Source organism: Bradyrhizobium sp. SRS-191 (assembly GCF_024586915.1).
Taxonomy (GTDB): Bacteria; Pseudomonadota; Alphaproteobacteria; order Rhizobiales; family Xanthobacteraceae; genus Bradyrhizobium.
On record NZ_JANBVS010000008.1, the window covers coordinates 216,301 to 229,131 of the forward strand.

Annotated in this window: 14 protein-coding genes and 1 tRNA gene; 3 read left to right on the forward strand and 12 right to left on the reverse strand. The window is 66.6% G+C overall.

Going from position 1 to position 12,831, the window contains the following annotated elements:
- Positions 1-124 precede the first annotated feature (124 nt).
- The 4 genes from NLR35_RS16905 to NLR35_RS16920 are packed head-to-tail and all read right to left on the reverse strand — an operon-like array spanning position 125 to position 3,266.
- Entirely contained in the window at positions 125-544 is a 420-nt protein-coding gene (locus tag NLR35_RS16905) for a thiol-disulfide oxidoreductase DCC family protein (protein WP_257167662.1), read from the reverse strand.
- A complete protein-coding gene (locus tag NLR35_RS16910) occupies positions 544-1,872 on the reverse strand; it encodes an SDR family oxidoreductase (RefSeq protein ID WP_257167663.1) in 1,329 nt (442 codons plus the stop codon). Before NLR35_RS16910 ends, NLR35_RS16905 begins: the two co-directional genes overlap by 1 nt.
- Before the next feature lie 10 nt (positions 1,873-1,882).
- Positions 1,883-2,350, reverse strand: a complete 468-nt coding sequence (locus tag NLR35_RS16915; protein ID WP_257167768.1) for a DUF2269 domain-containing protein — start codon at positions 2,348-2,350, stop codon at positions 1,883-1,885.
- Between the two features lie 10 nt (positions 2,351-2,360).
- Complete coding sequence (locus NLR35_RS16920) at positions 2,361-3,266, reverse strand: S9 family peptidase (RefSeq protein ID WP_257167664.1); 906 nt, start codon at positions 3,264-3,266, stop codon at positions 2,361-2,363.
- Positions 3,267-3,507: 241 nt separating this feature from the next.
- Between NLR35_RS16920 and NLR35_RS16925 the strand changes: the two genes are divergently transcribed.
- A complete protein-coding gene (locus NLR35_RS16925; RefSeq protein WP_006611902.1) occupies positions 3,508-4,017 on the forward strand; it encodes a GNAT family N-acetyltransferase in 510 nt (169 codons plus the stop codon).
- 183 nt (positions 4,018-4,200) lie between these two features.
- Positions 4,201-4,737, forward strand: coding sequence for an inorganic diphosphatase (gene ppa / locus NLR35_RS16930; protein ID WP_006611903.1), 537 nt, complete (start codon positions 4,201-4,203; stop codon positions 4,735-4,737).
- A gap of 140 nt (positions 4,738-4,877) precedes the next feature.
- Here the strand turns inward: ppa and folD are convergent, their stop codons facing one another.
- The 3 genes from folD to NLR35_RS16945 form a co-directional block, all read right to left on the reverse strand.
- Positions 4,878-5,762 (reverse strand): bifunctional methylenetetrahydrofolate dehydrogenase/methenyltetrahydrofolate cyclohydrolase FolD, encoded by an 885-nt coding sequence (gene folD, locus NLR35_RS16935; protein WP_257167665.1) that lies wholly within the window; start codon positions 5,760-5,762, stop codon positions 4,878-4,880.
- A gap of 282 nt (positions 5,763-6,044) precedes the next feature.
- Positions 6,045-6,374: a DUF167 domain-containing protein gene (locus NLR35_RS16940; RefSeq protein WP_257167666.1), complete on the reverse strand. Its 330-nt coding sequence runs from the start codon at positions 6,372-6,374 to the stop codon at positions 6,045-6,047.
- 25 nt (positions 6,375-6,399) lie between these two features.
- Positions 6,400-6,690: a YggT family protein gene (locus NLR35_RS16945; protein WP_006615376.1), complete on the reverse strand. Its 291-nt coding sequence runs from the start codon at positions 6,688-6,690 to the stop codon at positions 6,400-6,402.
- Between the two features lie 209 nt (positions 6,691-6,899).
- Here NLR35_RS16945 and NLR35_RS16950 point away from each other — a divergent pair.
- A tRNA-Ala gene (locus tag NLR35_RS16950) sits at positions 6,900-6,975 on the forward strand.
- A 121-nt stretch (positions 6,976-7,096) separates the two neighbouring features.
- Here the strand turns inward: NLR35_RS16950 and NLR35_RS16955 are convergent.
- From NLR35_RS16955 to NLR35_RS16975, 5 genes are all read right to left on the reverse strand, one after another.
- Positions 7,097-7,906: a glutamine amidotransferase gene (locus tag NLR35_RS16955; protein ID WP_257167667.1), complete on the reverse strand. Its 810-nt coding sequence runs from the start codon at positions 7,904-7,906 to the stop codon at positions 7,097-7,099.
- Between the two features lie 255 nt (positions 7,907-8,161).
- Positions 8,162-8,941: an SDR family oxidoreductase gene (locus NLR35_RS16960; RefSeq protein WP_257167668.1), complete on the reverse strand. Its 780-nt coding sequence runs from the start codon at positions 8,939-8,941 to the stop codon at positions 8,162-8,164.
- A gap of 219 nt (positions 8,942-9,160) precedes the next feature.
- Positions 9,161-9,628 (reverse strand): TerB family tellurite resistance protein, encoded by a 468-nt coding sequence (locus NLR35_RS16965; protein WP_257167669.1) that lies wholly within the window; start codon positions 9,626-9,628, stop codon positions 9,161-9,163.
- A gap of 139 nt (positions 9,629-9,767) precedes the next feature.
- Positions 9,768-11,165: a cytochrome P450 gene (locus NLR35_RS16970; protein ID WP_257167670.1), complete on the reverse strand. Its 1,398-nt coding sequence runs from the start codon at positions 11,163-11,165 to the stop codon at positions 9,768-9,770.
- Between the two features lie 165 nt (positions 11,166-11,330).
- On the reverse strand, positions 11,331-12,701 hold the full coding sequence (locus NLR35_RS16975; protein ID WP_257167671.1) for a hydrolase: 1,371 nt from the start codon (positions 12,699-12,701) through the stop codon (positions 11,331-11,333).
- Positions 12,702-12,831 lie beyond the last annotated feature (130 nt).

The following is a 12,831-nucleotide window of genomic DNA, read 5'->3' on the forward strand; positions in this document are numbered from 1 at the left end:
AGGGGGCAGCCATGGAAAACTCTCCCAAACCAGCAGTTTGGAAGAGAATTTCATGCTCAAATCAATCGATCTAACGAATTATATCGGATATTCCATTCGCCTCAATCGATCAATCGCTGGTATCCTACTCCAGCACCCGTCGGCGCAATTCGGCGTCCGGCACGAAGCACGAATCGTATTTGCCGCAGATGCGATAGCGGTTGCGCGCGACCACGCTGTAAACCGCGTCGCGCAGCGGCTTGGGCACTCCGAACAGCGCGCGGGTCCAACTCCAGCCCGGCAGGTTCGACAGCACGGTCAGCGCCGCATCGGATTTCAGATGCACCATGCCGCGATGCACGACGGCGTTGGTGTCCGGCTCATCGGGATCGATCCCGAACGTCTGCGCCAGCCGGATGCCGTAGGCCGACTGGATCGGCGTGAAGCGGAAGCGATTGGCGGTGTCGCGCGCAATCACGAACTGCACCCAGCGCGAGCAGAACACGCAGACGCCGTCATAGAGGATCACATCGTCATCGGGCCAGCTCGTCGTCACCTTCGTCATCAGCGATTGTCCATCATCATCAGCGCGACCAGCATCAAGACGATCGCAGGACCCGTCTTCACCAGCGCGCCGAGCGGCTCGAGCCAGAGATCGGGCGTCAGCACCGCGCATCCCAGCATGTAGCCGAGCGAGACGAAGATGCCGGCAGCGAGGCCGAAAACCGCCGTTTTGCGGAATGCGATCAACACGCCGACAGAGATGTCCATCATGCTGGTGATCGCCGCGAACGAGATCGCAAATCCCTCCGGCCAGCCGCGCGTGGTCAGGATCGCCGTGGTCGCCGGGAACGAGATGAACAGCGCGATGCTGCCGGAGGCGACCCAGAACAGCACGAGGCTCGCGATGATCAGCGCCTTGATCAGGAACAGCCGCGCGAACCATTTGTCCTGGATCGTGGCGCCCTGCGCGCTCACGGCTTCGCACAGCTGCGTCGGCGCAATGCCGGTGGCCGCGATCCACGGCGCGGGATCGCCGCGCACGCCGCGGCGTAGCTCGGCGATCGCCGTGCGGCGCATCGGCGGCATCCAGCCGAGCAGGCTGGAGAGGTCACCGGCGACGGCGCCGAGATCGACCAGTGGCTCCGGAACGGTGATGCGTGGCCATTTGGTCGTGCCGAAGCTGCGCCGGAAGGCCGCGATGACGTCCCCCAACGTCACCGGCTCGGGCTGCATCAGATCCCAGCTCACCGCCCGCGTCGCGTCCTCATCGAGTCGCCGCGCGGCGAGCCAGGCGATGGTCGCGGCAATGTCGGCAACGTCCACCGGCTGGAACGGTGTCGCCGCATCCTTGGCCGGCAGATCGACCGGAAACGCCGCAAGCGCGCGCAGCATCGCGCTGCCGCCATAGGCCGATGGTGCGATCACGAAGCCCGGCCGCAGGATCGCATGCGGAATGCCTGAGGCTGCAATCAGCCGCTCCGCTTCGCGCTTGGTCGTGGCGAAAGCGGTGTGATCCTCGTCCGCCGTGCCGGGAATCGAGATGTGAATCAGCCGCACGCCGCGGCCGCTCGCCGGGATCGCGGCGAGCAGCCGCGCGACGAACTCGCGGTGCACGGCCTTGGTGTCGCTCCCCGGTCCATCCTGCAGCACGCCGAGGCAATTGACCACGACGTCGATCTGATGCGCACGGATGAACCCCGCCAATGCCGATGCATCGAGCGCCATGATCGGCAGCTCGATATCGAGCGACGAGATCCGTTGTGAGGCCGAGAACGCGCGCGCCACGCCAATCGTCGAAAACCCGCGCCGGCGCAGGTCGTCGGTGACGAAGCGGCCGATCAGTCCGGAGGCGCCGAGCACGAGGACGCGTGACGTCGGAGAAGCGATCATGCAAATCCAGTTAGTACGGCTTGGCGATCATCAGCCAGAGAATGGCCATGACCGAGCCGAAGCCGGGGATGCCGCACAGGAACCAGCGGCGGAAGACGGTGAAGTAGCGCGCCGGCAGTTTCTCTCCGCCGCGATCGGCGGCGCGCGAGAGATCGCGCAGCTCGATCTGCATGAAGATCACGGGCACCCAGAACAGCCCGGCGATGGCGTACAGCACGAGCGAGGTCAGCAGCCAGCCGTCGGTCACCGCGGTCGACGACAGCCACATCAAGGTGCCGCCGGTGACCGGCTGCAGCAGCACCGCCGAGAGCGTGAAGATCATGTCCGCGATCACCACCACGCCCGCCGTGCGCGAGATGAACGCCGCCTCGCCGCTGAGATGCGCCATCAGCATGAAGAACGCGATTCCCGTACCGGTGCCGAGGATCACGATGGCGCCGAGCACGTGGAGATATTTGACCAGGAAATACAGCGCCATCATGGTCCCGTCAGTTCGCTGGCATCGGCCGGGCCGACCGCCGCGCCAGGGGCTTGGTCGACGCTCGCCCGAGTGCGTCTGAAACCGCTTCGACGCCGTCGTCGTGCTCGATGAGCCAGTGTCCGTCAGTGCCACATTGCGGCAGCAGATGGAACTCGACATGGCCGCCGGCTGATAGGAAGGCATCGGCAAGCTGCCGCGACAAGGCGGGCGGAAAGTAGCTATCGTTTGCGGCGATCAGCCAGGTGACGGGAGCGCGCGCCCTGCGGCCGAAGGCGCTCGCTGCCGCGTGCAGACGGTCCGCGGCGCACACGCGACCCGGCACGTCGTCGGCATGACCGCCACGGCCGGGCGCGAAGGCGACGACCCTCGAGATGAGCTGATCAGGCCGATCTGCGAGGGCGAGCGCGCCCCAGCCGCCGGCTGAATGGCCGATGACGACAGCGCCGACTTTCGCAATGAACGGCTGATCGCGCATGTAGTTGAGCGCGCGCAGGATCTGCGCCGCCGTCGCGCGTCCTGCCTTCTCGTAGTTTGGATCAGCGCAGTCGCCTTGGTCTTCGACGTAAGGCCCGCCTGTGCGGCCATGCCCGAGACGCTCCGGGACCAGCACCGCATAGCCGCGCGCGACCAGCTCGCGCGCAAGCGCCGTGTAGCTCGGCTGCGGCATCTGCGCCCGGCGCAGCGGATTCTGCGTCGAGGCGTGTGCGATCAAGGCCAAGGGAAACGGCCCGTCGCCTTCAGGGCGATAGAGCAGCGCATGGGCGGGGAATCCCGCCTCCGTCGACGGCACGATCCAGCGTTGCTGCCGGGCCGGCTCGCCTTCCGGTGCGGCCGCGCCCAACGTCTGCGCCGATGCATTCGGCCCTGTCAGGACGAGCACGATCAACCATGAGACGCAGCGAAGCAGCACCATTCAGCCGGACGGGAAGATTGTTGAGCCGGCGCCACACTAGCCGAGGCCGGCGCGAGTCAGTTGCAGTTTTTCGTTCAGCCTGTGAACCTGCGGTGACAGGGCACCGCTACCTCCCAACAATGTTGCGAATTTGTCCCTTTTCGGCACAGGTTTCCGCCACTGTGATGCCGAAAGTCCACAGGTTAACCGATCTTTAACGTGGCACCTTGAAGGCGGACCGCCGACTTGCTTTGATCCGGTCATGAGCACAACCCTGATCGAAGTCCGTCCGGCCAAGGCTGCAGATGCGGCTGCGGTGGCGTCAGCCCACGATGAAGCTTGGCGTTCTGCCTATCAGGGGATCATCCCCGGCGCAGAGCTGGAGAAGCTGATCAATCGGCGCGGCCCCCAATGGTGGGACAGCGCAATCCGCAAAGGCAGCCGCGTCAGCGTGCTGGTGTTCAACGACAAAGTCGCCGGCTATGCGAATTACGGCCGCAACCGCGCCCGCAGCCTGCACTTCGACGGCGAAGTCTACGAGCTTTATCTGCGACCGGAATTTCAGGGGCTGGGGTTCGGTCGCCGGCTCTTTCAGTCCGCGAAGCGCGATCTCGCGCAGAGCGGCCTGAAGAGCATGGTGGTGTGGGCGTTGTCAGACAACGACCCCGCCACCGAGTTCTACCGCGCGTTGGGCGGCCGCATGGTCGCGCGGTCGTCGGAGCGCTTCGGACCGAAGTCGCTCGACAAGGTCGCCTTTGCCTGGACCAACTGAGTCCTGGCCGGCTGAGCTCTGAGACGCGTTAAGCGTTAACGCGTCGGTGAATTGAACTGAAGGTCTGGATTTGAGGTAGCTGTTGCGCAGCCGCGATTTTTTTGCGACTGCGAATGCGAGCGCTCATCTGCCGAGCGTCCGACCCTCAAACGTTCAAGTTCGTTCAAGTTCAACGGAGCATCCATGCGCATCGACGCCATCCCGATCGGGAAAGATCCGCCGCGCGAGGTCAACGTCGTCATCGAAGTGCCGGTCGGCGGCGAGCCGATCAAGTACGAACTCGACAAGGAAGCCGGCACGCTGTTCGTCGACCGCTTCCTCTATACGGCGATGCGCTACCCCGGCAATTACGGCTTCATCCCGCACACGCTGTCGAACGATGGCGATCCGTGCGACGTGCTGGTGGCCAACACCCGCGCGATCGTGCCCGGCGCGGTCATGAGCGTGCGCCCGGTCGGCGTGCTGATCATGGAGGACGAGGCCGGCGGCGATGAAAAGATCATCGCGGTGCCCTCGTCGAAGCTGACGCAGCGCTACGACAAGGTCCGCACCTACAGCGACCTGCCGGACATCACGCTGCAGCAGATCCAGCACTTCTACGAGCACTACAAGGATCTCGAGCCCGGCAAGTGGGTCAAGGTGCTGCGCTGGGGCAATGCCGACGACGCCCACCAGCTGATCGCCGAGGGCATCGCGCGCGCCAAGGCGGCGAAGAAGTGATCTTGGGCGCGTTGGGTTCAACGCGCACAAGATCATTCCGGGATGCGCGAAGCGCAGACCCGGAATCTCGAGATTCTCGGGTGCGCAACCGCGCACCTGAGCTCAGCCGCTGCGCGGCTGTCCCGGAATGACTGTGCAAATCACACCGCCGGCTTCGGCAGCCCGGCGATGGCGCAGGCGGCGCGCAGCGTGTTCACCAGCAGGCAGGCCACCGTCATCTGGCCGACGCCGCCCGGCACCGGCGTGATCGCGCCGGCCACTTCAGCCACCTCGGCATAGGCGACATCGCCGACCAGCTTCGTCTTGCCCTCCGCCGTGGGGATGCGGTTGATGCCGACATCGATCACGGTCGCGCCCGGCTTGATCCAGTCGCGCTTCACCATCTCCGGACGGCCGACGGCCGCGTAGACCAGATCGGCGCGCGCGGTCAGCCCGGCCAAGTCGCGCGAGCGCGAATGCGCGATCGTCACCGTGGCGTTCTCGTTCAGCAGCAGCTGCACCAGCGGACGTCCCACCAGGTTGGAGCGGCCGATCACGATCGCATTCATGCCCTCCAGTGAGCCATGCACCGTCTTGCTGAGAATGATGCAGCCGAGCGGCGTGCACGGCGCCAGCGCCGGCTGGCCGCCCGCGAGGCGGCCGGCATTGTGCGGATGCAGCCCGTCGACGTCCTTGGCGGGGTCGATTGCGTTGATGACGACTTCGGTCTCCAGCCCCTTCGGCAGCGGCAGCTGCACCAGGATGCCGTGCACGGCGGGATCCTGGTTGAGCTTGCCGATCAGCGCCAGCAGCTCCGCCTGCGAGACGTCCGCCGGCAGCCTGTGCTCGAACGAGGCCATGCCGGCGGCCTGAGTCTGGGTATGCTTGCTGCGGACATAGACCTCGGAGGCCGGATCGTTGCCGACCAGCACCACCGCGAGGCCCGGCGTCAGGCCGTGGTCGCGCCTGACCCGCTCGACCTCGCGCGCCACCTGCGCGCGCAGATCGGCTGCGATGAGTTTCCCGTCGATGATGCGTGCGGTCATGGCTGGTCCCTGCCTCTTTGTTCACCCAAGTCGTTTCGAGCAAGACGCCCGGGCTTTCTTCCACCCCCCACCCTGAGGAGCCCGCCGAAGGCGGGCGTCTCGAAGGGCGAGGCCCCAGCTCGGGCCTCATGGTTCGAGACGCGCTTTCCGCGCTCCTCACCCTGAGGTCCGGCTCAACACCACGCCCGCAGCTTCGTCACGGGCAGCAAAAGCTCGCCGGCTGGCGGCATTGCGAGGACGGATTGAGTCGCTCTGCCGAAAGTCGGCGTTGATCTGCTCTCGTTATTTATCGGTCGGCTTATGGGCTGCGATGAGGTCGCGCAAGGCCTGATCCAGCTTGGCCGCATCGCCGTCGATCGCCACCTGCTTCAGCCGGGACGTCGTGCCGGAGGTGATCCGCACCGCCTTCTTGGTCACGCCGATGGCCTTGGCCAGGAGCTCGGTGACGGCGCGATTCGCCTCGCCGCCATCGGCGACCGCGCGCACTCGAACCTTGAGCACGCTGCGGCCGTCGGACAGGGTCTCGATGCCGTCGATGGCGTCGCGGCCGCCGCGCGGCGTCACGCGGAGTGCGACCGTCAGGCCGCCCGCGGCAGGACGCCAGGGTCCCATCGCGGGTCCCATCGCGAGCAGCGCGTCAGAACACGTAGGGATAGATGTAGTAGCCGATGACCCGCTGGATCAGCATGATGATCAGGATCAGGATGATCGGCGAGATGTCGAGGCCGCCGAGATTGGGCAGCATGCGCCGGATCGGGGCCAGCACCGGCTCGGTGATTCGGTACAGGAATTCGGCGACCGCGGAGACGAACTGATTGCGCGTGTTGACGACGTTGAAGGCGATCAGCCACGACAGGATCGCCGAGGCGATGAGCAGCCAGACATAGAGGTCGAGAACGATCAGAACGATGTCGAGAACGGCACGCATGCGGGTCCACTCGGGGGCGAGGTCGCGGATTCGACCTGGATTGTTCGGTAGATATCGGTTCCCCCCCGTCCAAACAAGGGAAGCTGGCCGTCAAGGCTAACGGGCGATGTGAGTGTTCTTGACTTGACCAGGGCACCGACTGTAAATGGCGCCCGATCCGGCGGCCGCCTTCCCAATCTCGTGTGGCCGCGACGAAGCGATCGTGTTTCGGGGCCATAGCTCAGCTGGGAGAGCGCGTCGTTCGCAATGACGAGGTCGGCGGTTCGATCCCGCCTGGCTCCACCACGCTTCGCCCTTCGGGCTGCGCGTGGCGCAGCCACGCAAGAGCCTGAAGGGCGAAGCGTGGTGCCCGGCGAAGCCGGGCTGACTTAGATCTCAAAAGCCCAGTAATCTGAAAGCACGGCCTTTACTCCGCCGCCTCGGCCATGGCGGCCACCGGCTGCCGCGTCAGCCACCCATCCAGGAAATGCTTGAGCCACGCCCGCTCGGCGGCATCGTGGACCGCGCGGCCTTCGAAATGATGCTGGCGCGGGCAGGCGCCCGGCGTGTCCAGCCGGGCATGGCCGCGCGTGGTCCAGCGGCACATCATCGCGTAGGTGACGTCGGGGTGGAATTGCAGCCCGGTGGCGTTCTCGTATTGATAGGCCTGAACCGGGAAGTCGCCGCCTTCGGCCAGCAGGTCCGCGCCGGCGGGCAGGTCGAAGCCTTCACGGTGCCAGTGATAGACATGGTCAGGCCAATGCGGGCATAGCTTCTTGCCGGCGCGCGTCGGGCGGATCGGGTAATAGCCGATCTCGGCGCGGCCCTGCGGGTGCGGCGCCACGCGCGCGCCGAGCTGCATTGCCAGCATCTGCGCCCCCAGGCAGATCCCGAGGAACGGGCGCTGCTCGCGCAGCGGCACCTCGATCCAGTCGATCTCGCGCCGGACGAAATCATCGGGATCGTTCGCGCTCATCGGACCGCCGAAAATCACGGCACCGGAGTGCCCATCGAGCGTCTCCGGCAAGGGATCGCCGAAGCGCGGCCGTCGGATATCGAGCCGGTAGCCCCGCGCCCGCAGCGCATTGCCGATGCGGCCGGGGCTCGAGGTTTCCTGGTGCAGGATGATGAGGACGGGCCGATGCGGCGCAGCTGCCGCAGCCGGCTTCGAGGACAGGGGCCGAACGTCCGCATTGGCGGTCCCGTTCGAAGGAAGCGAAGGGTCTGGCCTGAGCATCACCTGGCAATCGTAGCTAAGCGAAGGTTAACGGGGGGTGAGCAAGTCCACGTTTCCAAGCAAGCACCGGGCCAGCACGGGCCGATTCGGCGCGCGCAAGGAAGCATCTGCAAGCCGTTTCGCAATAGCCGAAGGCTACTGGTCAGGGCAAAAAGTGCAGAACGATTATCTCGTGTGGTTTCCGGCCCGATGCTGGCCCGGAGGCAAGGCCCGGATCGCGCGGGCGGAATGTCGGATCCGCGACCGCGGCGCCGATCAACTCCGCTTCAGCTGCAGCCGGCCCACGGCGTCGAGGATGAATCCGCGCGGGAACCAGCGCAGCAGGAACGGCACGATCTTGATGCCGATCCCCGGCAGCACGACCCGCTTGTCGGCCATCAGGCCGCGATAGCCGGCCTCTGCGACCGCCTTCGGCGAGACGTTGAGGATCACTGAATCGACCCCCGGCTTGAAGCCGGCGCGATCCTGGAATTCCGATGGCACCGGGCCGGGACAGAGCACGGTCACGCGCACGCCATGCGGCGCCAGCTCCTTTCGCAACGCCTCGGTGAACGAGATCACATAGGCTTTCGAGGCGTAATACACCGCCATGCCGGGGCCAGGCAGGAAGCCGGCCACGGAGCCCAGATTGAGGATGCCGCCCTTGTTGCGGATCAGCTGGTCGGAGAAGCGCAGCGACAGCTCGGTCAGCGCGCGCACGTTCACCGAGATCATGTCGAGCTGCTCGGTCCGGTCGAGCTGCACCGCCTTGCCGAACAGCCCGAAGCCGGCATTGTTGACGAGGTATTGCAGCTCCACGCCGGCCGCTGACAGCGCAGCCTCGATGGCGGCGCCGGCCTCCGGAGAGGTCAGGTCGCAGGGAATGACGAGCGGCGCCGGGCGGCCCTTGGCGGCGATCTCCGCGGCGAGCGCCGCCAGCCGGTCCTCGCGGCGCGCCGTGAGCGCCAAACGGTGTCCATTCGCGGCGAACACGCGGGCCAGCTCGGACCCGATCCCCGACGACGCACCCGTTACGAGCGTGACACGTTCACCCACGACACCTGCTCTTCGATCACATTCCGAACTTCATCCGATTGCCGCGGACGAGAGCATAGGCAGCAGGGAACATGCAAGCCGCCGCAAAATGCGGCGCGGCGCCCAATTGACGCAATCTCTTCGGATTCACATAGGTTTACATGAACGCCGGACGCCCGGAACAAAATTAAAGTTTGTTCATCCACGTTCCGCGGGTGGGAATTTTCGGGTGGATCGGGCTCAGCCCGGGTTCCCCTGCCGCCGGCCGGCCACCCGGTGCTTCAGGTCGACCCGGTCGCGGGTGGAGATGCCCAGCAGCTCCGAAGCGCGCCACACCACATTGTCCTCGAACTCGGTCACCTTGCCGTCGGCGTAGACCAGCTCCCACATCATCTCGACGATACGCAGCCGCCCGGCCTCGTTGACCTCGCGCATGATCACGCTGGTGAAGCGGTAGAGGTCGACGGCCTCGCCCTCGGCCAGCATGGCCTGCGCGATCAGCCGGTCGGCGGAGCCGTGATCGAGCCCGAAACGCAGCTCGATCAGGCTGTGCAGCTTGCGCCGCTCGGCCTCGCTCGGCTCGCCGTCCAGCGAGATCACGTGGATCAGCAGCGCCGTGGCCGCCAGCTGATAGCCATTGTCGTCGAAGGCCGGCGTCTCGTGCGGCGAAACGACATCGGCGATGAATTGGCGCAATCCTTCGAGCATGGCGTCCTTCGCGCTGGTCTCGCGGGTCCTCAGCCGGCCCGCCCCCTCAATATGCGAACCGCTAGCGGATCCGGCAATCCGCCGGATCGCTCCGAGCGCATGACATTTCGGTAAAGTCGGGCAAGCGGCCGCGTGCTGCTCAACGCGGTGTGATTCTGAACAGCGGCGACCGGTCAGGCTGGGTGGTCACCACGCCGACCGGGATGACCGGCGCCCGGTCGACGACCTCGATCCGGAAAGCGCCGACCAGGCGCGCCAGCGCCAGCACCGCCTCGACCAGCGCGAAATGCGCGCCGATGCAGACGCGCGCGCCGGCGCCGAACGGCAGATAGGCGAATCGCTCCGGCGGCGGCGCGCCGGGCATGAAGCGCTCCGGCTTGAAGGCATTGGGCGCGTCCCACAGCTTCTCATGCCGGTGCAGCAGCCAGGGCGAGATCAGCACGACGTCACCGCGCTTCACGGCGAACGACGCGATCCGGTCCGGGCCGCTCGCCGCACGCGCGATCAGGAAGGCCGGCGGATACAACCGCAGCGTCTCGTCCATCACGGCGCGGGTGAACGGCAATTGGTCCGGATTGCTGAGATCGGTCGCGGCGCGCGCCTCCTGCGCGAGCTTGTCCTGATTGGCCGGATCGAGCGCGATCAGATACAGCGCCCAGAACAGCGCGGTGGCCGTCGTCTCGTGACCGGCGAGGATCATGGTCGCGACCTCGTCGGCGAGCTGCGCATCGGTGAACGCCGCGCCGGTCTCGGGATCGCGCGCCGCCCCCATCAGGTCGAACAGGTCGCGCGGCGGCGCGTCCTCGACCTTGCCGGCCGCGCGGCGCTCGGCCATCAGCGTGCCGATGAAATCGGTCCAGCGCTTGCGAAAGCGGCGGCGGGCAAAATCGCGCGGCGTCGGCCAGGACAGCGGCAGCACGATGTCGAGCAGATGCGGCGCCGCCAGCTGCTCGCCATACTCATAGACGAAGTCGCGCAAGGTCGTGCCGTGGCGGCCCATCTCGAACGAGAACATCGTGCGGCCGGCGATGTCGAGCGTCATCCGCTGCATGATCTCGCGCAGATCGATCGGCTGCCCGCACTGCTGCCGCATACGCTCGACGGTCTCGTCGGTGACCGCGACCATGTGCGGGATGAGCCCGGACACCGCGCGCGGCGTGAAGGCCGGCGCCAGGGTGCGGCGCTGGTGCTTCCACGCTTTGCCCTCGGCGATCAGCAGGCCTTCGCCCAGCACCGGCCGAAGCACGCGGATGGCGCCGACGGTGCGGGCGTAGTTCTCCCAATTGTCGACCAACACATGCTTGATCGTTTCGGGCGTGTTGAGGATGTAGCTGGAGCTGCCGAGGAAGCGGCCGCGGATGATCTCATCCTCATAGGCGCGCTGGCTCCAGGTGGCGATCGCATTCTGCCCCATCATCAGCACGCGGCGCAGCGTGCCCATGCTGTCGGGCGCGCGCGGCGGCATCGGCGGGATCAACGGTCCCCGCGAATGCGGAACCCGTGCCTGCGGCAGATAGTGAATCTCGGCGGTGCTCATGGAATTCCCCGCAACGATCTGGCGCCGATGCGCCGGTTGTCGCAGCCGGGCGCGGCCCGGCGCGCGTCAAGGGCAAACCTATCCAGGCCGCGTGCCGCCATCGTGACGGGGAGGACCCGATTTCGGGCCCTCCATGAGCTTTGACGTACCATCTTACTCCAGCAACTAATTAGTCAGCTCGATCATCGCAATCCTGCTCTCCGATGCTGGCCAAAGCCGGGCGGCGATGCGTTCCTCGTTGAACAGTCCGATGACGCTGCGTCCGACGTCGCCTGTCGGCAGCCGCAATGTCGTTGCCGCATCGGTCGGGACGCCCTTCTGTACGTCCGCGGGCTCCTTGCCGTCGAGCAGCACGATGTCGCGCGGCAGGCCGAAATAGCCGCGGGGCCTGGCCATGATCACGATGGCGCCCGCGCCGGCGTCAGCCTGGCCCAGGGGCCGCGCTGCGCGCAGATGCACGACCTCCGACGAGCGCGGGAACGGCGAACGGTAAAAGTGCGTGATCGGCGCGTTCGGTGACGTCAGCACGATCTCGATATAGGAGGTCGGATCGATCTCCGCAGGCCCCCAGCGTCCATCGGCGCCGGTCTGGCCGCGATAGACAGGCTCGCCCTGGCGCGCGCCGGTCTCGCCGGAGACGCGGTAGACCTCCACGCTGGCGCCGGCCACGGGACGGTTGGTCGGCGCGCCGCCCGGGGTTCCCGTGACGAGGCCGCTGATGCGCACCTCGCGCTCCGGCTGGATCGCGATGAACGACGGCTCTCTGCCGGCGATGAACTTGTAGATCTCGCGGAACGCGCGCGGATGGAACGCCACCTCGCGATGGTCGAGCGCGCCGATCACGAGGTTGGTCGCGCCCTTCAGCGCCGGCCCCTCGGCGGTGATGCCGGTGGGCACGCCGGGCTTGCCGACCAGGCGGCCATCGGCCTGCGCATATTTGTCCAGCCCGTCGCTGCGCAAGGTCAGGAATGCGGTGCCTTCCGTCACCTCGCTGTCGCCCGCGTTCAGTCCGCGCAGAAACGGTCCGCGGCCGTTGAACTCGCTGCCGGGGCTGTCGTCCCAGTCGAACACGCCGTGATTGGGCGTGCCGCACAGCACGGCATGGCTGACATCGGCGCCGCCGCCGTTCTTGACGACGTTGCGGATCGCATTGCCGCCGCGTGAGCTGCCGACCAGCGCCACGCGCGCAGCACCGGTGCGCTCCTTGAGCGCCTTGATCGCGTCGACGAGCTCGCGGCGCTGATCGTCGGTCGACGACCGGTTCGGCTGCGCCACCGCGTCGTCATTGCGGGCGAGCGGGTCGGTGAAGTTCGGCGCGGCAAGGCGCGCGCGCGGCACGCCGTTGGATTCCATCCGCCACAACGCCGTCATCCACAGCGCGGCGTGATCGCCATTGCCGTGCACGAACAGCACCGGCGGCATGTCGCTCGCCGCTGGCGTCGACGTCGTCTGCGCCGAGGCAGGTAAGGTCAGACCGCTGGTCAGCAGCGGCAGGGTTCCCATGCTCTGCAAAATGGTGCGGCGCGTCAGCGTCATCGGCGGTTCCTCCGTCTCGTTCATTCTGTGTTGGTTGGCCACGGTCCATGATCGGGGATCGAGCACTGGACAGCTGCTGAGTTTCGCAGGCATCACATACGTCCGGCCGGAATCAAGCGATAGTTCAATG